The organism is Salmonella sp. 32070601201500089SM (genome assembly GCF_017573605.1).
Taxonomy (GTDB): domain Bacteria; phylum Pseudomonadota; class Gammaproteobacteria; order Enterobacterales; family Enterobacteriaceae; genus Salmonella; species Salmonella enterica.
This window is the reverse complement of sequence record NZ_JAGETK010000001.1, coordinates 215,826-239,321: the sequence shown is the minus strand read 5'-3', so window position 1 is coordinate 239,321 and position 23,496 is coordinate 215,826. Positions and strand designations below refer to the sequence as shown.

General features: G+C 52.1%; 24 protein-coding genes and 1 tRNA gene. 12 read left to right on the top strand and 13 right to left on the bottom strand.

Features of this window, described 5'->3' with window-relative positions:
- Positions 1 to 85 precede the first annotated feature (85 nt).
- Positions 86 to 173: transfer RNA gene (locus J4728_RS01095), tRNA-Ser, on the bottom strand.
- A gap of 394 nt (positions 174 to 567) precedes the next feature.
- Between J4728_RS01095 and yccA the strand changes: the two genes are divergently transcribed.
- Both yccA and tusE read left to right on the top strand, forming a co-directional pair.
- Positions 568 to 1,227, top strand: coding sequence for an FtsH protease modulator YccA (yccA, locus tag J4728_RS01090; protein WP_208210932.1), 660 nt, complete (start codon positions 568 to 570; stop codon positions 1,225 to 1,227).
- 86 nt (positions 1,228 to 1,313) lie between these two features.
- Positions 1,314 to 1,643, top strand: coding sequence for a sulfurtransferase TusE (gene tusE, locus J4728_RS01085; RefSeq protein WP_000904446.1), 330 nt, complete (start codon positions 1,314 to 1,316; stop codon positions 1,641 to 1,643).
- Here the strand turns inward: tusE and yccX are convergent.
- Genes yccX through J4728_RS01070 form a run of 3 tightly spaced genes read right to left on the bottom strand, consistent with a single transcriptional unit; the run spans position 1,640 to position 3,323 of the window.
- Entirely contained in the window at positions 1,640 to 1,921 is a 282-nt protein-coding gene (gene yccX / locus J4728_RS01080; protein ID WP_000072884.1) for an acylphosphatase, read from the bottom strand. The two genes, tusE and yccX, sit on opposite strands and share 4 nt — an antisense overlap.
- A gap of 48 nt (positions 1,922 to 1,969) precedes the next feature.
- Complete coding sequence (locus J4728_RS01075; protein WP_023215819.1) at positions 1,970 to 2,749, bottom strand: AraC family transcriptional regulator; 780 nt, start codon at positions 2,747 to 2,749, stop codon at positions 1,970 to 1,972.
- Positions 2,750 to 2,774: 25 nt separating this feature from the next.
- The gene (locus J4728_RS01070) at positions 2,775 to 3,323 is read right to left on the bottom strand and encodes a YbhB/YbcL family Raf kinase inhibitor-like protein (RefSeq protein WP_000859414.1); all 549 of its coding nucleotides are present in this window, start codon (positions 3,321 to 3,323) and stop codon (positions 2,775 to 2,777) included.
- A gap of 214 nt (positions 3,324 to 3,537) precedes the next feature.
- On the opposite strand from J4728_RS01070, the gene rlmI reads away from it, so the two are divergent.
- The gene (gene rlmI / locus J4728_RS01065; RefSeq protein ID WP_000140480.1) at positions 3,538 to 4,749 is read left to right on the top strand and encodes a 23S rRNA (cytosine(1962)-C(5))-methyltransferase RlmI; all 1,212 of its coding nucleotides are present in this window, start codon (positions 3,538 to 3,540) and stop codon (positions 4,747 to 4,749) included.
- Between the two features lie 57 nt (positions 4,750 to 4,806).
- Positions 4,807 to 5,124, top strand: a complete 318-nt coding sequence (gene hspQ, locus J4728_RS01060; RefSeq protein ID WP_000561983.1) for a heat shock protein HspQ — start codon at positions 4,807 to 4,809, stop codon at positions 5,122 to 5,124.
- A gap of 44 nt (positions 5,125 to 5,168) precedes the next feature.
- Here the strand turns inward: hspQ and J4728_RS01055 are convergent, their stop codons facing one another.
- Positions 5,169 to 5,582, bottom strand: a complete 414-nt coding sequence (locus tag J4728_RS01055) for a CoA-binding protein (RefSeq protein ID WP_001537782.1) — start codon at positions 5,580 to 5,582, stop codon at positions 5,169 to 5,171.
- Positions 5,583 to 5,755: 173 nt separating this feature from the next.
- Between J4728_RS01055 and J4728_RS01050 the strand changes: the two genes are divergently transcribed.
- Both J4728_RS01050 and mgsA read left to right on the top strand, forming a co-directional pair.
- Positions 5,756 to 6,418 carry a DUF2057 family protein gene (locus tag J4728_RS01050; protein WP_000847732.1) on the top strand — a complete coding sequence of 221 codons (663 nt, stop codon included), beginning with the start codon at positions 5,756 to 5,758 and terminating at the stop codon, positions 6,416 to 6,418.
- Between the two features lie 94 nt (positions 6,419 to 6,512).
- Positions 6,513 to 6,971, top strand: coding sequence for a methylglyoxal synthase (gene mgsA, locus J4728_RS01045; RefSeq protein WP_000424187.1), 459 nt, complete (start codon positions 6,513 to 6,515; stop codon positions 6,969 to 6,971).
- A 35-nt stretch (positions 6,972 to 7,006) separates the two neighbouring features.
- Here the strand turns inward: mgsA and helD are convergent, their stop codons facing one another.
- The gene (gene helD / locus J4728_RS01040; RefSeq protein ID WP_000420515.1) at positions 7,007 to 9,061 is read right to left on the bottom strand and encodes a DNA helicase IV; all 2,055 of its coding nucleotides are present in this window, start codon (positions 9,059 to 9,061) and stop codon (positions 7,007 to 7,009) included.
- 123 nt (positions 9,062 to 9,184) lie between these two features.
- Between helD and J4728_RS01035 the strand changes: the two genes are divergently transcribed.
- Complete coding sequence (locus J4728_RS01035) at positions 9,185 to 9,631, top strand: YccF domain-containing protein (RefSeq protein ID WP_001261222.1); 447 nt, start codon at positions 9,185 to 9,187, stop codon at positions 9,629 to 9,631.
- 18 nt (positions 9,632 to 9,649) lie between these two features.
- Positions 9,650 to 11,803 (top strand): YccS family putative transporter, encoded by a 2,154-nt coding sequence (gene yccS / locus J4728_RS01030; protein ID WP_071055260.1) that lies wholly within the window; start codon positions 9,650 to 9,652, stop codon positions 11,801 to 11,803.
- Here yccS and J4728_RS01025 read toward each other — a convergent pair.
- Positions 11,790 to 12,395: a TfoX/Sxy family DNA transformation protein gene (locus J4728_RS01025; protein WP_001202375.1), complete on the bottom strand. Its 606-nt coding sequence runs from the start codon at positions 12,393 to 12,395 to the stop codon at positions 11,790 to 11,792. The two genes, yccS and J4728_RS01025, sit on opposite strands and share 14 nt — an antisense overlap.
- A gap of 216 nt (positions 12,396 to 12,611) precedes the next feature.
- Here J4728_RS01025 and sulA point away from each other — a divergent pair, with 216 nt between their 5' ends.
- Together sulA and ompA are read left to right on the top strand one after the other, a co-directional pair.
- Positions 12,612 to 13,121 carry an SOS-induced cell division inhibitor SulA gene (gene sulA, locus J4728_RS01020; RefSeq protein WP_000288732.1) on the top strand — a complete coding sequence of 170 codons (510 nt, stop codon included), beginning with the start codon at positions 12,612 to 12,614 and terminating at the stop codon, positions 13,119 to 13,121.
- A 356-nt stretch (positions 13,122 to 13,477) separates the two neighbouring features.
- On the top strand, positions 13,478 to 14,530 hold the full coding sequence (ompA, locus tag J4728_RS01015) for a porin OmpA (protein WP_001670727.1): 1,053 nt from the start codon (positions 13,478 to 13,480) through the stop codon (positions 14,528 to 14,530).
- A 71-nt stretch (positions 14,531 to 14,601) separates the two neighbouring features.
- Here ompA and matP read toward each other — a convergent pair whose 3' ends face one another.
- Entirely contained in the window at positions 14,602 to 15,054 is a 453-nt protein-coding gene (gene matP / locus J4728_RS01010; protein WP_000877172.1) for a macrodomain Ter protein MatP, read from the bottom strand.
- Positions 15,055 to 15,239: 185 nt separating this feature from the next.
- Between matP and J4728_RS01005 the strand changes: the two genes are divergently transcribed.
- Together J4728_RS01005 and fabA are read left to right on the top strand one after the other, a co-directional pair.
- Positions 15,240 to 17,000, top strand: coding sequence for a Lon protease family protein (locus J4728_RS01005; protein WP_000156454.1), 1,761 nt, complete (start codon positions 15,240 to 15,242; stop codon positions 16,998 to 17,000).
- A gap of 68 nt (positions 17,001 to 17,068) precedes the next feature.
- Positions 17,069 to 17,587, top strand: a complete 519-nt coding sequence (fabA, locus tag J4728_RS01000) for a bifunctional 3-hydroxydecanoyl-ACP dehydratase/trans-2-decenoyl-ACP isomerase (protein ID WP_000227928.1) — start codon at positions 17,069 to 17,071, stop codon at positions 17,585 to 17,587.
- Between the two features lie 99 nt (positions 17,588 to 17,686).
- On the opposite strand, the gene rmf is transcribed toward fabA, so the two are convergent.
- From rmf to J4728_RS00975, 5 genes are all read right to left on the bottom strand, one after another.
- The gene (rmf, locus tag J4728_RS00995) at positions 17,687 to 17,854 is read right to left on the bottom strand and encodes a ribosome modulation factor (protein WP_001537784.1); all 168 of its coding nucleotides are present in this window, start codon (positions 17,852 to 17,854) and stop codon (positions 17,687 to 17,689) included.
- 255 nt (positions 17,855 to 18,109) lie between these two features.
- Positions 18,110 to 18,673: a membrane integrity-associated transporter subunit PqiC gene (gene pqiC, locus J4728_RS00990; RefSeq protein WP_000759136.1), complete on the bottom strand. Its 564-nt coding sequence runs from the start codon at positions 18,671 to 18,673 to the stop codon at positions 18,110 to 18,112.
- Positions 18,670 to 20,310: an intermembrane transport protein PqiB gene (pqiB, locus tag J4728_RS00985; RefSeq protein WP_000433414.1), complete on the bottom strand. Its 1,641-nt coding sequence runs from the start codon at positions 20,308 to 20,310 to the stop codon at positions 18,670 to 18,672. The genes pqiC and pqiB overlap by 4 nt, the downstream gene beginning before the upstream one ends.
- Before the next feature lie 4 nt (positions 20,311 to 20,314).
- On the bottom strand, positions 20,315 to 21,568 hold the full coding sequence (gene pqiA / locus J4728_RS00980) for a membrane integrity-associated transporter subunit PqiA (protein WP_208210930.1): 1,254 nt from the start codon (positions 21,566 to 21,568) through the stop codon (positions 20,315 to 20,317).
- 14 nt (positions 21,569 to 21,582) lie between these two features.
- Positions 21,583 to 23,490, bottom strand: coding sequence for an ABC transporter ATP-binding protein (locus tag J4728_RS00975; RefSeq protein WP_000053044.1), 1,908 nt, complete (start codon positions 23,488 to 23,490; stop codon positions 21,583 to 21,585).
- Between the last annotated feature and the right edge of the window lie 6 nt (positions 23,491 to 23,496).

Sequence of the window (23,496 nt, the reverse complement as noted above, 5' to 3'; positions counted from 1 at the left end):
ATACGATATTCTCTGAGAATATTCTTTTTTTATTCTTCGCCTCAAAAACGAAGGGGCTAGCTTATTGCTAACCCCTTGTTTAATCTGGCGGAAGCGCAGAGATTCGAACTCTGGAACCCTTTCGGGTCGCCGGTTTTCAAGACCGGTGCCTTCAACCGCTCGGCCACACTTCCGGAATGAGGCGCACTATAAACATCCCGGTGCGTCATGTAAAGACCGAATGTGTTCGTTTGCGTGAAAAACAGGCAAAATTTCGTTAATTGCCTGAAATAGCGGCACATTGACCATTTCTTCAACACAAAACTGGCTGAATACGTATTGATCGCCTCCACTGTTTCACCGCTGTGATTAGCGATTTTTTTATCGGTAACGCGTGGTAGGCGCTGCCGCCTGTTTTATGGCGTAGCGCCAGGCATGAGCAGACCGTTTTAACGACGGTAATCACCTGAAATCTCTAAAGGAAACTAAACGTAAACGAATGCGTAAAGATGGGTAAAACCACTGGGTGACAGTGACTGTTTTTATTATTCTCCTTTATTAATTACATCTGTCATAAGAGAGTGACTAATGGATCGTATCATTACATCATCGCGTGATCGTAGCTCGCTACTGAGTACGCACAAAGTACTGCGCAACACCTATTTTCTGTTGAGCCTGACGCTGGCTTTCTCCGCAATTACCGCGACAGCCAGTACGGTACTAATGCTGCCCTCCCCCGGCCTGATTCTGACGCTGGTCGGTATGTATGGGCTGATGTTCCTGACCTATAAAACCGCCAATAAGCCGGTCGGTATCCTGTCTGCTTTTGCGTTTACCGGCTTCCTCGGGTATATCCTGGGCCCGATTCTTAACGCCTATCTGTCAGCAGGCATGGGCGATGTCATTGGCCTGGCGCTGGGTGGTACCGCGTTAGTATTTTTCTGCTGCTCCGCTTACGTTCTGACCACCCGTAAGGATATGTCTTTCCTGGGCGGTATGTTAATGGCCGGGATCGTCGTCGTGCTGATTGGTATGGTGGCGAATATTTTCCTGCAACTGCCTGCATTGCACCTGGCGATTAGCGCGGTGTTTATCCTGATTTCCTCGGGCGCTATCCTGTATGAAACCAGTAACATCATTCACGGCGGTGAAACCAACTATATTCGTGCGACCGTCAGTCTGTACGTTTCGCTGTACAACATCTTTGTCAGCCTGCTCAGCATTCTGGGCTTCACCAGCCGCGACTAATCGACATTCCCCTCTTCCAGCCCTGCTTATGCAGGGCTTTATTTTTTGCTACACTGCCGTCCGTGTTGATTACGCAGTGAAACGTTATGTTGATCTTTGAAGGTAAAGAAATCAGTACTGATAGCGAAGGCTATCTGAAAGAGACGACGCAGTGGAGTGAAGCGCTGGCAGTCGCTATCGCCGCCAATGAAGGCATTGAGCTCTCTGCGGAACACTGGGAAGTCGTGCGCTTCGTGCGCGAATTTTACCTGGAGTTTAATACCTCTCCCGCCATCCGAATGCTGGTAAAAGCGATGGCGAATAAGTTCGGCGAAGAAAAAGGCAACAGCCGCTATCTGTATCGTCTGTTCCCGAAAGGCCCGGCAAAGCAAGCGACCAAAATCGCCGGTCTGCCCAAGCCGGTAAAATGTATTTAATACCGAATACTGAAGCCTGTTAACGTCTCGCGAGGGCTGTGCGGTTCAGTGAGGATTTTGTCCACACGAGCAGAGCGCGGTCCGCCTTCTTTCAGCCACTTGATGAGCTTTTCCACCTGCGCCGCGTCGCCACAGGCCACCACTTCTACGCTTCCGTCATCCATATTCTTCGCATAGCCGGTTAACCCCAGCCGCTGCGCCTCATGCTGCGTGGTATAGCGAAACCCGACGCCCTGAACGCGACCATAAACCCAGGCGATAATGCAGACGTTCGACATGATGGTTCTCCTTTCATAATCAGTGGTGGAGGCTCATACAGGACATACTTAACGTACCTGACTGGGCAGACACCCATAATGTTGGCGGAATCTGGCCGTAAACCGCGACCCCGACAGGTAGCCGCACCGTAGCGCTATTTCGCCGATCGGCAGCGTCGTCGATTGCAGTTGAGAAAGCGCGCAGGACATGCGCACCTCTTCAACAATTTGTCGATAACTCTGCGATTCGCGCTGCAAACGCCGACGCAGCGTCGATGTTCCCATAGCAAGACGGCGGGCTATCTCCTGGGCTGTCCATAGCTTAGCAGGCGAGAGCATAATCAGTTGCCGCACCTGCTCCGTGAGGGTGTAACGCCGTTCAATAAGCAGCGGTCCCGCCGCGCCATCATGCAAAAGCGCTAACAGTAACCCCATCGCCTGATGTTCCTGTAGCCCGACAGGTAAGCCCTGGCGCACAGCATCCAACACGTTCTCCCACATAAATGTCAGGCTACGGCTCATCGGGGTACACAGCGATGTCAGGTTTGCCGGTGGATAATCCTGAACGTACATCGTTTTAAAGCGAGCAATAATCTCCGGTGAAAGTAACAACAGGTCGGAGCGAAAACCGTTCTGCGCAGGCTGATTAATAATCTCCAGCGGCGTGTTCGCCGGAATAATAATCAACTCGCCCGACCCGGCGACAAGGCGGCTATCATCCTGAATGATGACTTTACTGCCCTGCGTAATATGGCAGATAGCGGCGGAAAAAAGCGTAACACGATGCAAACGGTGCAGATGACTGGAACGCACCTCTGCCGTCGTAAGATCCTGATGTCGAATATGCATCTCCTGCACCGTGCCGTCCTCTGTTTTATCTTCCGTATGTGGCCGTGAATTGTGCTTTCGCAATCGCATGCGCGTTCAGCATAAACCCTACCAACGCGCCACTCGACTCACTGTCGAGCGGCAGTGTTGCCGTATTCAGCGCCCACACAGTAAACTGATAGCGATGAGGCTTATCGCCCGGCGGCGGACAGGCGCCGCCAAAGCCAGCATAACCGAAATCATTACGTCCCTGCACCACTCCGGCGGGTAACGTTTTTTTATCAGCCCCCGTGGGCAGGTCGTGAATCTGCGCAGGAATATTCACCATCGTCCAGTGCCACCAGCCGCTTCCGGTGGGCGCATCAGGATCGAAGACGGTAATAGCGTAGCTTTTGGTTCCGGCAGGCGGATTGCGCCAGCTCAGCTGCGGCGAAATATTTTCTCCGCTACAACCAAATCCTTTAAAGACGTGCTGTTGCGTTAAACGAAAATCCGCCGGAATATCCGCGCTACTGAGGCTAAACGCCGACGCGGCAGATACGCCGCCACTCAATGCCATCATTGCGGCTGCGGTCAAAGAGAAGACTGTTTTCATTGTATTTCCTTCTTCATGTAAAGAAATAACACTATAAAAAGCGTCCGCTGAAGAAACTGTGCCTTTACGATTCTATTTTGTGCAGAAACGCTCACCACCATACGCTGGTGATTGCCCCTCTCATCTGTGCTACCCTACGCGCCATTTCGTTTTCACGGTCCCAGGCTGGAACTATCATCCGGCCCGCGTCACTGTTTGTGAGAGGTTACTCCGCATGACTGAATCTACATTTCCGCAATATCCCCGTTTAGTCCTCAGCAAAGGGCGAGAAAAATCTTTACTCCGCCGCCACCCATGGGTCTTTTCCGGCGCCGTATCCCGTCTGGAAGGCAAAGCCAACCTCGGTGAAACTATCGATATCGTCGACCATCAGGGAAAGTGGTTAGCACGCGGCGCCTGGTCACCAGCCTCCCAGATCCGCGCGCGCGTCTGGACATTTGATAAAGCAGAATCCATTGATATTGCGTTTTTCACCCGCCGCCTGCGCCAGGCGCAGCAGTGGCGCGACTGGCTGGCGAAAAAAGACGGCCTGGATAGCTATCGTCTGATCGCCGGTGAGTCCGATGGCCTGCCTGGCGTCACTATCGATCGTTTTGGTCATTTTTTGGTGCTGCAACTGCTCAGCGCCGGGGCCGAATATCAACGTGCCGCATTAATTAGCGCTCTGCAAACATGCTATCCGGATTGCGCTATTTACGATCGCAGCGACGTCGCCGTGCGGAAAAAAGAAGGGATGGCGCTGACGCAAGGTCCGGTCACTGGCGAACTGCCGCCTGCGCTTCTGCCAATTGAAGAACACGGTATGAAATTACTGGTCGATATCCAGGGCGGCCACAAAACCGGTTATTATCTTGATCAGCGCGACAGTCGTCTGGCGACGCGCCGCTACGTGGAAAATCAGCGGGTACTGAACTGCTTCTCTTATACCGGCGGTTTTGCCGTGTCGGCATTAATGGGCGGTTGTCGCCAGGTTGTCAGCGTGGATACCTCACAGGATGCGCTGGATATCGCCAGGCAAAACGTTGAACTGAACCAACTGGACTTGAGCAAAGCCGAATTCGTGCGCGATGACGTGTTTAAGTTGCTGCGCGCTTACCGTGAACACGGCGAAAAATTCGACGTCATCATCATGGACCCGCCCAAATTCGTCGAAAATAAAAGCCAGTTAATGGGTGCCTGCCGGGGCTATAAAGACATTAACATGTTAGCGATTCAACTGCTCAATCCGGGCGGCATACTGCTGACATTCTCTTGCTCCGGACTGATGACCAGCGATTTATTTCAGAAAATCATTGCCGATGCCGCAATAGATGCCGGTCGTGATGTACAATTTATAGAGCAGTTCCGTCAGGCCGCCGATCACCCGGTGATCGCCACCTACCCGGAAGGGCTGTATCTGAAAGGGTTTGCCTGTCGCGTCATGTAACTTGAAAAGTGGAATAGTATCCTCATATAAAGGGTATCTATTTCCCGGGAGGTGACTATGATAGCCAGCAAATTCGGTATCGGCCAACAGGTCCGCCATTCCCTGTTAGGTTACCTCGGAGTGGTCGTCGATATCGACCCGGAATATTCGCTTGATGAGCCGTCGCCTGATGAACTGGCGGTTAACGACGAACTTCGCGCCGCTCCGTGGTACCACGTGGTAATGGAAGATGATGATGGTCAGCCAGTGCATACTTATCTGGCCGAGGCCCAGTTGCGAAGCGAAATGCGGGACGAGCATCCAGAACAGCCATCGATGGATGAACTGGCGCGTACCATTCGCAAGCAGCTTCAGGCGCCGCGACTACGTAACTGATTGTATTTAAAAGGCCGGAAAGCGATATCCGGCCATTTAAACTTTTATTTCGCCAGCCCCAGGCGAGGGATCTCAATCGCCGGGCAGCGATCCATCACCACGGTCATGCCTGCATCCCGCGCCAGCACCGCCGCCTGTTCGTTGATCACGCCAAGCTGTAGCCACAGCGTTTTTGCGCCGATGGCGATAGCTTCCTGCGCGACGCCCCATGCAGCTTCAGAGTTGCGAAAAACATCCACCATATCGACTTTTTCGGGAATGTCAGCCAGCGTGGCATACCCCTGTTGCCCCAGCAATGTCTTACCCGCGACTTTTGGCGCAACCGGAATCACATGGTAGCCCTGTTCAAGCAGGTATTTCATTACCCGATAACTTGGACGATCGGGTTTATCGCTCGCTCCTACCAGCGCGATAGTGCGAGTGGACGTCAAAACATCAGCAATATCGGTCTCTTTCATCATCTTTCTCCTGGCTGTTTTGCAAAGTGTACGACAAACCTGACATAGCAACCATTCATCCCATACCGATGTATGAGAGCAAAACGCCAAAATATGTCTATATGTTAGTAAACATGATCTAAGAAAAATTTCGATACATTATTAGCCAGACGGCCTTTGGACAGGAGAACCTTATGAAAACCGGCGCGCTAACCACCTTCCTTGCTCTCTGTTTGCCGGTGACTGTTTTTGCCACAACGCTCCGTCTGTCTAATGAGGTTGATCTGCTGGTGCTGGACGGCAAAAAGGTATCCAGCTCTTTATTACGCGGTGCAGAGAGCATTGAACTGGAAAACGGGCCGCATCAACTCGTTTTCCGGGTGGAAAAAACCATCCGCCTACCCGGTAATGAAGAGCGGCTTTATATTTCTCCGCCGCTGGTGATAAGTTTCGATACCCAACTGATAAGTCAGGTCAATTTCCAGCTCCCGCGGCTGGAAAACGAGCGCGAAGCCTCGCATTTTAACGCGGCGCCGCGTCTGGCGCTTTTGGACGGCGACGCCATGCCCATTCCGGTAAAACTCGATATTCTGGCCATTACTTCTACGGCTAAAGTGGTCGATTATGAAATAGAGACCGAGCGTTATAATAAATCGGCGAAACGCGCCTCGCTTCCTCAGTTCGCCACGATGATGGCAGACGACAGCACATTACTTTCCGACGTCTCAGAGCTTGATACCGTACCGCCGCAATCACAAACCCTGACAGAACAGCGGCTGAAATATTGGTTCCGACTGGCCGACCCGCAGACACGCCATCATTTTCTGCAATGGGCGGAAAAACAGCCGCCCTCTTGATATGAGTTGTCCCAGCGCGCAATTTTTTTGTCTTTCTCTTGCAGCATCAAGCGCTTCCAGTAATCTGTAGACAGGTTAACTACGGAATCGAATTATGGAACTGACGACTCGCACCTTGCCGACGCGCAAACATATCGCGTTGGTTGCTCACGACCACTGCAAACAGATGTTAATGAACTGGGTGGAACGCCATCAGCCGTTGCTGGAAAAACACGTTCTTTATGCAACCGGCACGACGGGGAATCTGATCCAGCGCGCAACCGGTATGGACGTTAATGCGATGCTGAGCGGCCCGATGGGCGGCGACCAGCAGGTTGGCGCACTCATTTCAGAAGGGAAAATCGACGTGTTGATTTTCTTCTGGGACCCGCTTAACGCGGTACCGCACGACCCCGATGTCAAAGCGCTACTGCGTCTGGCCACCGTATGGAATATCCCTGTCGCCACTAACGTCTCAACGGCGGACTTTATCATCCAGTCCCCGCATTTTAATGACGCTGTAGATATTCTTATTCCGGATTATGCGCGTTATCTGGCCGAGCGCCTGAAATAACCGCTACGCGGGCGGGATGCTGTACCGCCCGCGCTTTAGGGCTTCCTCGCCACTGGCACATCCAGCTGTTTAAGCGCCTCCACAAAGCGCGAGGGATTATCTTTATTGAAAAGCAGCCAGACCCGCGCACGCGCGCGCGTCAACGCCACATATAACAAACGCCGCTCTTCAGCGTCCGGAAAATCCTCAACCTGAGGAAGAAGCGCACTTTCCATAATGGATTCTCGCGCCGGGGCGGGAAAACCGTCGTTACCCTCCTGCAATCCGACAAGAATCACGTAATCGGCCTGTTGGCCTTTGCTGGCATGGATAGTCATGAAGTCTATCTGTAACTTCGGCCAGCGAGTCGCCGCTTTTTGTAGACTCGCGGGTTTCAGATGATGATAGCGCGCCAGCACCAGGATACGTTCATCTTCCTTCGCATAGCCGGATAATTTATCCAGTAACGCGTCCAACTGGCTTTCATCCAATAACGTCACCGCTTTTTTATCGCCTGGGGTCAGACTATTTAACGGTTTTTTAAGTTGGTGCGGATTCTGCTGTACAAAGCGATTGGCAATATCGCCAATCCGACTGTTAAAGCGGTACGTGGTGTCCAGGTGGCAATGCTCGCCCTCGCCGAACGTCTGATGAAACGCCGTCGTTAAGGAGAGCTGCGCCCCGCTAAAACGGTAAATCGCCTGCCAGTCATCGCCAACGGCAAACAGCGTAGTCTGGCTATTCTGCTTGCGCAGCGCCTCTAACAGCGCCGCCCGTTGCGGGGAAATATCCTGAAATTCATCGACCAGAATATGCTTCCACGGGCTGATAAAACGCCCTTTTTCGAGGATCACCATTGCCTGATGGATCAGCCCGGAGAAATCAACGGCATTTTCCGCTTTCAACGCGCTTTTCCAGGCCTTTAGCAGCGGCGCCATCAGCTTAATGCGTTTGCCAAACAGCTCGCGGCACTCCTCTGGCGCGCCAGCGATCATTTCTGCCTGCGCGCCGCCGTGCATACGCATCAAACTGACCCAACGATCCAGGCGAGGGGCCAGACGCCGCTGTAATGTCTCATCGTCCCAGAAATTACCTTCCGGCACTACCCACTGCATCTCCTCTTCCAGCCACTGACGCCAGCCTTTGGCCTGCGCTTTTTTCTCGCTACACTGCTGACGCCAGGTGTGCAGAAATAGCTGATGCCGCGCGGTGGCGTCACTTTCCAGCTTACTGACAACCGGCGCTTTTTTACTGCCTTGCTGAATAATATACAGCGCCAGCGAATGGAACGTACGGGCAGTAATCTCTTCCGTATGTAAGCGCTCGCGGATACGCTCATCCATCTCCTCTGCCGCCTTGCGACCAAACGCCAGTAAAAGAATTTGCCCCGCATCGGCTTGTCCGCGCGCCAACAGCCAACCCGCGCGCGCCACCAGCACCGAGGTCTTACCGCTTCCCGCGCCCGCCAGTACCAGTAACGATGATTCGCCGTTAACCACCGCCCTGGCCTGGGAAGGATTAAGCGGAGAGGATTCTATCTGCGTAAAAAAGTCGGCATGCGCTTCCAGCATGGCATCGGCATACGCCTGATTATGCTGCTGCCGACTTCCCTCGCTATCCTGTAACCATGCCAGACACTTACGCCATATCTCGCGACAGTGAGCAAACTCCTCCAGACGTGAGACCGGCAGCGGTAAGGCGGCAAACGTCTGGCGAATTTCGTGTTCCAGCCCCCGAACGCGTTCACGGGTAAGCCATTGGTTTTCGCCCGTTCGCTCACTAATACGCGCCCATTGCTCCTGTAATGCCTGCGCGGCGACATCACTCATCTCCTGGCTCCAGCGACGCCAGTGCGCGTCCAGATAGCGATGGAATTGCTGGGTTTCCGACCACTCGGTACCGTGCAAACGCACGACTTTATCCTCCGGCAGGACAAACTCCAGCTCGCCCCATACCAGCCCACGCTTACAGTGAATCGCCAATAACTGATTGAATGGAATAAGATATTCATGCCTGTCGCCAGACACTTTCACCCCAGCGTTGAGGATCACGGCACGATCATACGGGTGTTGCGCCAGACGTTTTCCAAGAGAAGTAGCTTTCAGTTCCATGACTCAGCGAATCCAGACGTAAAGATGTGCTTATCAGTGTAACCGCCAGAGAAAACGTGCTCCAGTCTAAAAAAACGTTACAATTGCCCGCAGTGATAGAAAACCGGAATGAACTGAGGGTTTATGCGTACCGTTCTGAATATTTTAAACTTTGTACTGGGCGGCTTTGCCACTACGCTGGCCTGGCTGCTGGCGACGCTTGTCAGTATTGTGCTTATTTTTACCCTGCCGTTGACCCGCTCCTGCTGGGAGATAACCAAACTGTCCCTGTTCCCTTACGGTAATGAAGCCATTCACGTTGACGAACTTAATCCGGCGGCGAAAAGCGTATTAATGAATACTGGCGGTACCTTGCTGAATATTTTCTGGTTACTTTTTTTCGGCTGGTGGCTATGCCTGATGCACATTGCCTCCGGTATCGCTCAGTGTGTCACTATCATCGGGATACCTGTCGGTATTGCGAACTTTAAAATTGCCGCGATTGCGCTTTGGCCTGTCGGTCGCCGCGTCGTCTCTGTAGAAACCGCTCGCGCCGCGCGAGAAGCTAACGCGCGCCGCCGTTTTGAATGATCGGGACAAATAGCCTTTATGTTAAGTCCGTTGATTCGCCGTTATACCTGGAACAGTACCTGGCTGTATTACATCCGCATTTTTATCGCTCTGTGCGGCACCACCGCCCTGCCCTGGTGGCTGGGCGACGTCAAACTGACCATCCCGCTCACGCTCGGTATGGTTGCCGCGGCGCTAACCGATCTCGACGATCGCCTTGCCGGACGCTTGCGTAATTTAATCATTACCTTAATTTGCTTTTTTATCGCGTCGGCTTCTGTGGAGCTGCTCTTTCCCTGGCCGTGGCTATTTGCGTTGGGCTTAACGTTATCCACCAGCGGGTTTATTCTGTTGGGAGGACTGGGGCAACGCTATGCCACCATCGCGTTCGGCGCGTTACTCATTGCCATCTATACGATGCTGGGTACCTCTTTATACGATCACTGGTATCAGCAACCACTGCTCCTGCTGGCAGGCGCAGTATGGTATAACCTACTGACGCTAACCGGGCATCTGCTATTTCCGATCCGTCCGTTGCAGGATAATCTGGCACGCAGTTACGAACAGTTAGCGCACTATCTGGAACTGAAATCACGTCTGTTTGATCCTGATATTGAAGATGAAAGCCAGGCGCCGCTCTATGATTTAGCGTTAGCGAACGGGCAGTTAATGGCGACGCTGAACCAAACGAAAGTGTCGTTATTGAGTCGCCTGCGCGGCGATCGCGGTCAACGCGGTACGCGCCGCACCCTCCATTACTATTTTGTGGCGCAGGATATTCATGAACGCGCCAGTTCTTCGCATATTCAATACCAGACGCTGCGCGATTATTTTCGCCATAGCGACGTCATGTTCCGCTTTCAGCGTCTGATGTCGATGCAGGCGCAGGCCTGTACGCAGCTGGCGCGCTGTATCTTACTGCGTACGCCGTACCAGCATGATCCGCGTTTTGAACGCGTCTTTACCCACATTGACGCCGCGCTTGAACGTATGCGCGCCAGCGGCGCTTCTTTAGAGCTGTTAAATACGCTTGGGTTCTTATTAACCAACCTACGCGCTATTGATGCGCAACTGGCGACGATCGAGTCGGAGCAGGCCCAGGCAATGCCGCGCAATGAGTCAGAAAACCAGTTGGCTGATGATAGCCTGCACGGGTTTAGCGACATCTGGCTGCGTCTGAGCCGTAATTTTACCCCGGAGTCCGCTCTCTTTCGCCATGCGGTACGCATGTCACTGGTATTGTGCATCGGTTATGCTCTCATCCAAATTACCGGGATGCGCCACGGGTACTGGATATTGCTCACCAGCCTGTTCGTTTGCCAGCCTAACTATAACGCGACCCGCCATCGCCTTGCGCTCAGGATTATCGGTACGTTGGTAGGCGTTGCGATCGGCCTGCCGATTTTATGGTTTGTCCCTTCGCTTGAAGGACAGTTAGTTCTGCTGGTGATTACCGGCGTGCTTTTCTTCGCATTCCGTAATGTGCAGTATGCCCATGCGACGATGTTCATCACCCTGCTGGTATTACTCTGCTTTAACCTCCTGGGCGAAGGCTTTGAGGTTGCGTTACCGCGCGTCATCGACACGTTAATTGGCTGCGCTATCGCCTGGGCTGCGGTCAGCTTTATTTGGCCGGACTGGCGCTTTCGCAACCTTCCCCGGGTACTCCAGCGCGCCACCGATGCTAATTGCCGCTACCTTGACGCGATCCTTGAGCAATATCACCAGGGACGGGATAACCGCCTGGCCTATCGCATTGCCAGACGCGACGCGCACAACCGCGATGCAGAACTGGCATCCGTGGTTTCTAATATGTCGAGCGAACCCGACGTCACGGCTGAAACCCGGGAGGCGGCGTTCAGGCTGCTTTGCCTCAATCACACTTTTACCAGCTATATCTCCGCCCTCGGCGCGCACCGCGAAAAGCTCAGTAATCCGGACGTGTTGGGGCTTCTGGATGACGCGGTCTGCTACGTTGATGATGCGCTTCATCATCAGCCTGAAGACGAACAGCGCGTACACCAGGCGCTGGAGGGTTTAAAGCAGCGAGTTCAGTCGCTGGAAACACGTCCGGACAGCAAAGAACCTCTAGTTGTTCAACAAATTGGTTTGCTCATTGCCTTACTGCCCGAGATTGGACGCTTGCAACGGCAAATTTCACCGCCGACTTCTACATTAATTACCCAGCCGTAAGCGAATGAGCCCAGTCGGCAAGCTCCTGGCGACGACTCGCCGGGAGCGCCGCTTCATGTACGCCGACAATTGCGCCTTCCAGGGCATACAAAACTTTCACCGTCAGCAAGGGATTGCTTTGTCGCAACCTTAGCCAGCACATTTTAGCGCCCAGTATGCGTAACATATTTTCGTCCTTTATCCCTGACTCATTGAGCAATGTTTCCAGATGGAAGGTCATATTGGGGAGATCTTTGAGTCTGTGCTGTAAAATACGGCTGTGTTTTTCCTTCATTGCCGCGTCAAGCGAATACTTCGATAAACGTACCAGCTGCTGCTGATCGCGCCACAGGCTTTCATCCACCCGGTAATAGTTGAGCATAACGGGACGTCCACATTTCATGAACATGAGCCAGGCGGGGGGATGCTTCACACAGTAGGGTACGCTTTCTTCACAGGCGCGGAGATAAAGCTCGCCATTAGCCACCATCGCAAAGACGGTATCCTCCACGGTCAGACTATAGCTACCGAATAAAGATCGATACTGGATCGTCCCCAAAGAGGCCAAATATTCTTGCGATTTATAGATCCTGTCATAAGAGAGTGCTCTCATAAAATTCCTTTTAAATCATAAAGTAAAAGAATGATTTGCAGTAACGGATCCGTTAATGACGAAAATAGGCAACTTATACTCCGCGAGCAAGATGATTTTTATTTTTGACGCCACTAAGAATAAAAATTGCGAGACAGTTTCCGAAAATAGAGTTGATCTTTCATCGCCACAGGGGTACTGTATGAATATACAGTAACTCACAGGGCTGGATTGATTATGTACACTTCAGGTTATGCAAATCGTTCTTCGTCATTTCCTACCACTACCCACAACGCTGCGCGCACCGCTACGGAAAATGCCGCGGCAGGACTGGTCAGTGAAGTTGTCTACCACGAAGACCAGCCCATGATGGCGCAACTCCTGCTTTTGCCTTTACTCCGTCAGTTAGGCCAACAATCACGCTGGCAGCTCTGGCTCACGCCGCAGCAAAAGCTCAGCCGTGAATGGGTACAGTCTTCAGGTTTGCCATTAACGAAAGTGATGCAAATTAGCCAGCTTGCGCCTCGTCATACGCTGGAGTCGATGATCCGCGCTTTGCGTACAGGAAATTACAGCGTGGTAATTGGTTGGATGACTGAAGAACTGACAGAAGAAGAACATGCCAGCCTGGTTGAAGCAGCGAAGGTAGGTAATGCGGTAGGGTTTATCATGCGCCCTGTACGTGCGCACGCTTTACCCAGGAGACAGCATTCCGGGCTAAAAATTCACTCTAATTTGTATCATTAAGTAAAATTAGGATTTATCCTGGACTTTTTTTTACGCGAACGTATCTCCTTTGAGTGCTAACGTTTTTTTTGCGAGAACGCTTGCCAGAAGCGGTTTCCGCAATTTTTGCTGTACGATTTATCATCTGAAACTGTTAAATGATGTGTATATCCGTCATGTTTTTTTCACATGTCTGACGGAGTTCACACTTGTAAGTTTCCAACTACGTTGTAGACTTTACATCGCCAGGGGTGCTCAGCATAAGCCGTAGATATCGGTAGAGTAACTATTGAGCAGATCCCCCGGTGAAGGATTTAACCGTGTTATCTCGTTGGAGATATTCATGGCGTATTTTGGATGATAACGAGGCGCAAAAAATGAAAAAGACAGCTATCGCGATTGCAGTGGCACTGGCTGGTTTCGCTACCGTAGCGCAGGCCGCTCCGAAAGATAACACCTGGTACGCTGGTGCTAAACTGGGCTGGTCTCAGTACCATGACACCGGCTTCATTAACAATGATGGCCCGACTCATGAAAACCAACTGGGCGCAGGTGCTTTTGGTGGTTACCAGGTTAACCCGTACGTTGGCTTTGAAATGGGCTACGACTGGTTAGGCCGTATGCCGTACAAAGGCGACAACATCAATGGCGCTTATAAAGCTCAGGGCGTTCAGTTGACCGCTAAACTGGGTTATCCAATCACTGACGATCTGGACGTTTATACCCGTCTGGGTGGTATGGTATGGCGTGCAGACACCAAGTCTAACGTCCCTGGCGGCCCGTCTACTAAAGACCACGACACCGGCGTTTCCCCGGTATTCGCGGGCGGTATCGAGTATGCCATCACCCCTGAAATCGCAACCCGTCTGGAATACCAGTGGACTAACAACATCGGTGATGCCAACACCATCGGCACCCGTCCGGACAACGGCCTGCTGAGCGTAGGTGTTTCCTACCGTTTCGGCCAGCAAGAAGCTGCTCCGGTAGTAGCTCCGGCACCGGCTCCGGCTCCGGAAGTACAGACCAAGCACTTCACTCTGAAGTCTGACGTACTGTTCAACTTCAACAAATCTACCCTGAAGCCGGAAGGCCAGCAGGCTCTGGATCAGCTGTACAGCCAGCTGAGCAACCTGGATCCGAAAGACGGTTCCGTTGTCGTTCTGGGCTTCACTGACCGTATCGGTTCTGACGCTTACAACCAGGGTCTGTCCGAGAAACGTGCTCAGTCTGTTGTTGATTACCTGATCTCCAAAGGTATTCCGTCTGACAAAATCTCCGCACGTGGTATGGGCGAATCTAACCCGGTTACCGGCAACACCTGTGACAACGTGAAACCTCGCGCTGCCCTGATCGATTGCCTGGCTCCGGATCGTCGCGTAGAGATCGAAGTTAAAGGCGTTAAAGACGTGGTAACTCAGCCGCAGGCTTAAGTTTCCGTCTGATAAAAAACCCCGCGTCGCGGGGTTTTTTGCTCTGGTCTGGGTGACAACGCCTTTCAGCGTTACTTCTTGCCTAATAACGCCTGTAAATCCTGCTTTAACGTGGTCATTTGCGTGGCATATTTCTCTTTATGCTCCGCGTCTTCTATCAGTTGCACTATCGTTTCGGATAATGTTTTACCGCGTCGCTGCGCAAGGCCCGCCAGACGCTGCCAGACCATAAACTCTAAATCGATAGATTTTTTGCGCGTATGCTGATGTTCCGCATTGAAGTGTCGTTTGCGTCTTGCCCGAATGGTTTGTTTCATCCGATTAAGCAAGGCAGGATTCATATGCCTGTCTATCCAGACATTTACCCGCACCGGTTCATTTTCGAGGGCCAACAACAAATTGACGGCTTCCTGGGCAGCACTGGCTTCCACGTAGCGGGTGATCAGCTCCCCTTCGCGGTGCTTTTTCACCAGATATTTCCATTTCCAACCGCTTTCAAGATTTTCAAGTTGTTGATATTTCATTGCGATCCCAACGTTACCGTGTAACTGTTATCAGAATATCAGTTTTTTAGCCATCTGAAGAAAAGAATCTCGAACCTGTGAATGGTTACACGTCTTCATATTACTTTGCATTCGCTTTCCGCGTGTGCAGCGTGACGGGTTAGGCTATAATCCCCCCTTTTACAACAGACTAAAAAACCTCAACTTTGACCATTACGAAACTTGCATGGCGTGATCTGGTTCCGGATAGCGAAAGCTATCAGGAGATATTTGCACAGCCACACGCGACTGACGAAAACGACACCTTACTCAGTGATACTCAGCCACGACTGCAATTTGCGCTTGAGCAACTTATACAGCCGTGGGCATCATCCTCTTTTATGCTGACTAAAGCGCCTGAAGAGCAAGAGTATCTCACTTTACTTTCAGATGCCGTCCGCGCTCTGCAAACCGATGCCGGACAATTAACCGGCGGACATTATGACGTTTCCGGGCATACTGTTCATTACCGCGCCGCGCAGAATGCGCAAGACAACTTTGCCACCGTCACACAAGTCGTCAGCGCGGACTGGGTCGAAGCCGAGCAGCTCTTTGGTTGCCTGCGGCAGTATAACGGCGACATTACCCTGCAGCCGGGACTGGTTCATCAGGCGAACGGCGGCGTGCTGATTATTTCCTTACGAACCCTTCTGGCGCAGCCGTTACTGTGGATGCGTCTGAAAGCCATCGTTAGCCGCGAGCGTTTTGACTGGGTGGCCTTTGACGAGTCGCGTCCATTACCGGTCTCCGTGCCATCAATGCCGCTCAAACTGAAGGTGATTCTGGTTGGCGAACGTGAATCACTGGCTGATTTTCAGGAGATGGAACCGGAGCTCGCGGAACAGGCTATCTACAGTGAATTTGAAGACAATTTACAGATAGCGGACGCAGAAGCTATGACCCTGTGGTGTCAATGGGTGACGCGTATCGCTTTACGCGATAATTTGCCGCCCCCGGCACCGGATGCCTGGCCCGTTCTGATACGCGAGGCTGTGCGCTATACCGGCGAACAGGATACGCTGCCTCTTTGCCCACTGTGGATAGCCCGCCAGTTTAAGGAGGCATCGCCTTTATGCGAAGGCGATACCTGCGGCGCAGAAGCGCTCAGCCTGATGCTTGCCCGACGCGAATGGCGAGAAGGCTTTCTGGCGGAACGGATGCAGGATGAGATTCTGCAAGAGCAGATCCTGATTGAAACCGAAGGCGAACGCGTTGGACAAATCAATGCGCTTTCCGTCATTGAATTTCCCGGGCATCCGCGCGCCTTTGGCGAACCGTCGCGAATTAGCTGTGTTGTGCATATCGGCGATGGCGAATTTAACGATATTGAGCGCAAGGCCGAACTTGGCGGGAATATCCACGCTAAGGGAATGATGATTATGCAGGCCTTCCTGATGTCGGAGTTGCAGCTGGAGCAACAAATTCCCTTCTCTGCCTCGTTAACCTTTGAGCAGTCCTACAGCGAAGTGGATGGCGATAGCGCCTCAATGGCGGAATTATGTGCGCTCATCAGCGCGCTGGCCAATGTGCCAGTGAATCAAAATATTGCGATTACCGGCTCGGTCGATCAGTTTGGTCGCGCGCAACCGGTGGGCGGGCTAAACGAAAAAATTGAAGGTTTCTTCGCCATCTGCGAGCAGCGGGAATTAAACGGTAAACAGGGCGTGATTATCCCTGCCGCCAATGTCCGCCATCTCAGTCTTAAATCTGAACTGCTGCAAGCGGTTAAAGAAGAGAAGTTCACTATCTGGGCGGTAGACGACGTGACCGACGCCTTACCGCTACTGTTAAATCTGGTGTGGGATGGCGAAGGTCAAACGACGTTGATGCAGACTATCCAGGAGCGTATCGCGCAGGCGACGCAACAGGAAGGCCGTCATCGTTTCCCGTGGCCATTACGTTGGCTGAACGCTTTTATTCCGAACTGATCGGACTTGTTCAGCGTACACGTGTTAGCTATCCTGCGTGCTTCAATAAAATAAGGTTTACATAAAACATGGTAGATAAACGCGAATCCTATACAAAAGAAGACCTTCTTGCCTCTGGTCGTGGTGAACTGTTTGGCGCTAAAGGGCCGCAACTCCCTGCACCGAACATGCTGATGATGGACCGCGTCGTTAAGATGACCGAAACGGGCGGCAATTTCGACAAAGGCTATGTCGAAGCCGAGCTGGATATCAATCCGGATCTATGGTTCTTCGGATGCCACTTTATCGGCGATCCGGTGATGCCCGGTTGTCTGGGTCTGGATGCTATGTGGCAATTGGTGGGATTCTACCTGGGCTGGTTGGGCGGCGAAGGCAAAGGCCGCGCTCTGGGCGTGGGCGAAGTGAAATTTACCGGCCAGGTTCTGCCGACAGCCAGGAAAGTCACCTATCGTATTCATTTCAAACGTATCGTAAACCGTCGCCTGATCATGGGCCTGGCGGACGGTGAGGTTCTGGTGGATGGTCGTCTGATCTATACCGCACACGATTTGAAAGTCGGTTTGTTCCAGGATACTTCCGCGTTCTAAGTGTTGAATTGATATTCCGCGCTATCGGTATCATGCTTGCAAAGCCCATAAAGGCGAAACCTCCGCACTGCGGAGGTTTCTTTTTCTAAAGAGACAGAATCAGGCCATTACCGCCCTGTCCTCCATGGCTTGTCGCCAACCTCCCAACCAGTATGACCGTTGATTCAGCGTCTGATAGGGACACATTTCTTTTGATCGTCCGGCGATGCCGGCCTGATATCCACGTTGATGTGCCCGTTCCAGGCGATCTCGTTTTTGTCTCTTCATGCCTCGTTTCCCTCATATTTGTATCTGGTGGAAAAGAAAACAGTGATTACAAAATGTGCAATCACACTACACGAATACCTCTAAATGGATCGCCCGTCAATGCGCAAAATTCACACCAATGTCATATTTGTGAGCTATACGGTAAATCATTTGTACAAAAAATGTGAGCCATAACAACTATTTTTCCGGCGTCAAAAATAAAAAAACCGCCTCAGGCGCACGACCTGAAGCGGTTAAATTTACATTACTTTTATCTCAGGGAAGGCGCTTTATCTCATCTGCGATAGCGGCTGCTTCCTGACTCCATGCGCTTGCCAGTACTTTGACCATCTCATCATAGCCATCTTTCTGCTGACTGGCTTCGATATGGAAAGGCCGCTTAATCAGCTGTCCATTGTGGTTTAATAACCACTCCCCGCTGACGATAACCTTACCATCGTAGCGTCCATGGAATCCGGTTACGGTAACGTTTAACGTATCCTGGGTGGTTCCCAACGGCTGGGAAGCGACGACCCAGCCAGGAAGCCGGGCGCTAAGATTCGCCACCAGCGTGTTACGTAATTGCTGGTCCAGCGGGCTGGCCCACAGATTGTTATTGGCAATCACATACTGAACATCACTGGTTTGATACACCACGCCGTTACCTGCCAGATAGTCAGGTACGGAAACCTGCTCTACCCATAAGAGACGGTTGCCCTGGCTTGCGGTGCTTTGCACACCGCTTTGCGCTATCGGGAGCTGATAATAGCTTTTATTCTCTCCGCCGGAGCTACATGACGCCAGCCAGAACGCCATTATCACGACTAGCCATTTTTTCATTGTTTCGCCCTCTTAGGCTCAGGATCTTTTTTATCCTTCGCTTCAAATACCAGCGCGTTGCTCTTCTCGTTCAGAGTTTTCAACACCGGTTGTAACTCACGAAGCACCTGATCGAGACGCTGCATATCCGCCACCATTTTGTTATACGCCGCCGATCCAGGCTGGAAGCCCTGCATACTGCGGTTAAGTTCGCGTAACGTCGTTTGCATATCCGCCGGAAGCTGCTGCATCGACTGACTGGAGGTAATCTTGTTCATATTATCCAGCGTGGTTTGCAGCCGACGCATAGTACGCTGGCTTTCAGACAGCGTATTGGTCGCTTGTTCAATCATCGGATTCAGCGGCAGGTTGTTGATCTTATCCAACGTTTCCACCAGTCGCTGTTGAATTTGCGCCAGGCCGCTGCTGACGGTGGGAATAATTTCATAACCATCAAATTCGCGTAGCCCGGTAATCGGCGGCTCCTTAGGATAAAAGTCCAGATCGACATACAGCGCCCCGGTCACCAGGTTACCGGTTTTAAGCGAAGCGCGTAAACCGCGCTTAAGCAGTTCCGTCAAATGCGCGCCAACATCCGCATTTTCTCCCAATTGCGCTTTCAGACGCTCCGGTTCAATGCGCACCAGCACAGGAATACGGTAATCGTCGTTAAATACCTGGCGCATTTTAGACGCAAAGAAAGGCACTTTGCTTACCGTCCCCAGACGAATACCGCGGAACTCCAGCGGCGCGCCGGGTTGTAATCCGCGCACCGAATCTTTAAAGAACATCAGGTAATCGATATGATCGGTATACAGCGAATCCTGAATACTTTTTTGATCGTCGTAGAGATTAAACGCCGTTTTTTCGGCGACGGGTTGCCCCTGCTCAAGTCCTTCCGGCACATCAAAACTCACGCCGCCGCCAAACAACGTCGTCAACGATCCCATTTCCACGCGCATTCCCGCCGATGTCAGATCCACAGCGATACCGCTATCTTTCCAGAATCGGACATTACTGGTGACCAATCGATCGTTTGGCGCCTTAATGAATAACTGATAACTCATTGTCCGTTTTTGCGGATCGAAAGAGCTGGTTTCAACGGATCCTACCCGATAGCCCCGGAACAGAACGGGATCGCCAGGACTGAGCTGACCGGCCTTTTTGCTGTCCAGAATCACACGAATACCTTTGGCATCGGGCGGCGCCAACGGCGGTGAGTCAAGAAGCTGATAGCTTTCCGGCTGACTGCCCTTACTTCCTGGTTGTAGTTCAATATACGCGCCTGATAACAACGTCCCAAGCCCGCTGATGCCTTCACGCCCTACCTGCGGTTTTACGACCCAAAATACCGAGTCTTTATGCAGCAACTTTTCCATACCGGAATGAAGCCGCGCCTTGATTTGTACATGGGTCAGATCGTCAGTCAGCGTCGCGCTTTCAACCACGCCGACATCCACGCTGCGACTTTTGATCGTCGTTTTTCCGCCTTCAATGCCTTCCGCATTGGTGGTAATTAAGGTAACTTCCGGTCCCTGGTGGCTGTAGTGATAAAACAGAATCCAGGCTCCAATAAGCGCAGTAACAATCGGGAATATCCAGACAGGCGACCAATTTTTCACCTTTTGTACTTTGGCTTCCCCTTTTTTAGGTTCCATGCTATCAGGACTCCTCATGGCCTGGTTCGTATTCACGATCCCACGACAGACGCGGATCAAAGGTCATCGCAGAAAACATTGTCATTATGACGACTAAAGCAAACATCAACGCACCCATCGCAGGATAAATATTCATTAACCCTCCCATACGCACCAGCGCAGAGAGTACGGCAATGACAAAGGCATCAATCATTGACCAGCGCCCCACAAACTCCACTACTTCATAAATAAAATGCATCCGTTCACTGTCGCGCTTACCGTGGCCTTTCGCATCCCAACAAAGCCAAGCAATGGCGATCATTTTTAGCGTCGGCACCATAATACTGGCGAGAAAGATAACCGCCGCCACCGGATAAGACCCCTCGCTCCACAGCAAAATCACGCCAGCCAGAATGGTCGACGGCATTTTCGAGCCCAGTAAGTCGGTAATCATAATCGGCAAAATATTGGCGGGCAGATAAAGCATGATCGAGGTAAATAATAACGCCAGCGTCCACTGCAAACTGTTTTTACGCCGGACATAGCCTTTCGTATGGCAACGCGGACAGACGAGACTCTCCGCAGGCAGGATCGCCGTACAGCAGGCGCAAGAACGCAAAGACTGCCGGATACCGGTAATCCCCGGCGTTAACGGCTGCGCCAGTGCAGGCTGCGGGGCGATATCATCCCACAGCCAGCGGCGATCGACACACTGGAACGCCCGCAGTTGAACGAGACAAAATAAGCACCAGGGAATAAAGCTGCTGCCGATGCCGATATCGCCGTAGGCCATCAGCTTAACAAAACTGACCAACACCCCGGCGAGAAATATTTCCGCCATTCCCCACGATTTGAGGAGGAAAAAGATCCTTGCCAGCGTTTTTTTTACCGACAACGGCAGACTGGCGCGGTTGACAAGTAATAGAATAGTCACCAGGCAAAATGCCGGCACCAGTTGGACAAATAATAAAAAGAACGTGCCGAGGCTGGCGTAATCTTCAGAAAACATGACGCCGGGGATTTCCAGAAGCGTGACTTCGCTGGTGACGCCCGCGACATTCATATTCACGAAGGGAAAAAGGTTAGAAAGCAGCAACATAAATAGTGCCGCTAACGCATAGGCGGTAGGACGCTGCCGGGGCGCGTCCCACTCGGTCGTTAACGTTGCGCCGCATCGTGGACATGCTGCTTTTTGCCCATGCGAGAGGCGGGGTAAAGCCACCAGCATGTCACATTGCGGGCACAATATGTGCTTCGCAGCATGGTGATGTTCACACATAGGCGCTCCTTTCGTTATGCCCCGTTTTTCAGGCCTTCAAGATACTCCCAACGTTCGAAGGCTTGCTCAAGTTCTTGCTCCGCCTGACTTAAATCGGCCAGAACTTTCTGCGTTTGCTCATGGGGTTGGCTAAAAAAGGCCGCATCCGCAACCTGCGCCTGTAGCGCTTCCAGCTTCGCTTCCAGGTCTTCAAGCTGACCGGGTAACTGCTCCAGCTCGCGCTGCAGTTTATAGCTTAGTTTGCTACTGCCACGTTTTACAATTTCTGCTTTAGGGGCAATAACTTCCTCATTTTTTTTCGCCATCGGCTGTTTCGTCGCCAGATGCTGCTCTTGCTGCGCACGCGCATCATGGTAGCCGCCAATATAACGTCCGATTTTGCCGCCGCCCTCGAAAATCCAGCATTCCGTCACGGTATTATCGACAAATTGCCGATCGTGGCTGACCAGTAGTACCGTGCCCTGATAGCCATCAATTAATTCTTCTAATAGTTCCAGCGTTTCGACGTCAAGATCGTTCGTTGGTTCATCGAGAATTAAAAGATTGCTCGGCTTGAGGAACAGTCGCGCCAGCAACAGACGGTTACGTTCGCCGCCGGAAAGCGCGCGGACGGGTGTCATCGCCCGTTTGGGGTGAAACAGGAAGTCCTGCAAATAGCCCAGTACATGGCGCGGCTTACCGTTTACCATCACCTCTTGCTTGCCTTCCGCCAGGTTATCCATCACGGTTTTTTCCGGATCCAGTTCGGCGCGATGCTGATCGAAGTAGGCGACTTCCAGCTTCGTTCCTACGTGGATGCGCCCGCTGTCAGCCTGAAGCTGTCCCAGCATCAGTTTCAGTAGCGTGGTTTTACCGCAGCCGTTCGGGCCAATTAACGCAATCTTGTCGCCGCGCTGTACCTGAGCGGAGAAATCTTTTACCAGTTGTTTTCCTTCTACCTGGTAATCGACATTCTCCATCTCAAAAACGATTTTACCGGAGCGCGTCGCCTCTTCGACCTGCATCTTCGCCGTGCCCATCACTTCCCGGCGCTCGCTGCGTTCACGACGCATCGCTTTTAACGCCCGCACGCGCCCTTCATTACGGGTGCGGCGCGCCTTGATACCCTGGCGAATCCAGACTTCTTCCTGCGCCAGTTTGCGATCAAATTCCGCGTTTTGTAATTCTTCTACGCGCAGCGCTTCTTCTTTCTCCAGCAGGTATTGATCGTAATTTCCCGGATAAGTAACCAGTTTGCCACGATCGAGATCGACAATGCGGGTCGCCATATTGCGAATAAACGAACGATCGTGAGAGATAAAAATAATCGTTCCGTTAAAGGTTTTCAGAAACCCTTCCAGCCAGTCGATAGTTTCGATATCCAGATGGTTAGTCGGTTCATCCAGTAACAATACGCGCGGATTGCTGACCAGCGCCCGACCCAGCGCGGCTTTACGCAACCAGCCGCCGGAGAGCGACGACAGCGCGGCGTTAGGATCGAGTCCAAGCTGCGCCAGCACTTCATTAATACGGTTTTCCAGCTGCCACAGATTATGATGATCGAGCTGTTCCTGTACGCGCGCCATTTCATTGAGGTTTTTCTCGCTGGGATCGGTCATCACCAGACGGGAAATCTCATGATAGCGCTTGAGGTATTCCGCTTGTTCTTCGATACCTTCGGCGACAAAGTCATAGACGCTACCCGCAATATTACGGGGCGGGTCCTGTTGCAGACGCGCGACGATCAGATCCTGCTCATAAATAATACGCCCATCGTCCAGACCCTGTTCGCGGTTGAGGATCTTCATCAAGGTGGATTTCCCGGCGCCGTTACGCCCCACCAGACAGACGCGTTCGTTATCTTCGATATGCAACTCTGCGTTATCGAGAAGCGGCGCGTCGCTGAACGACAGCCATGCGCCATGCATACTGATTAATGACATTTACTT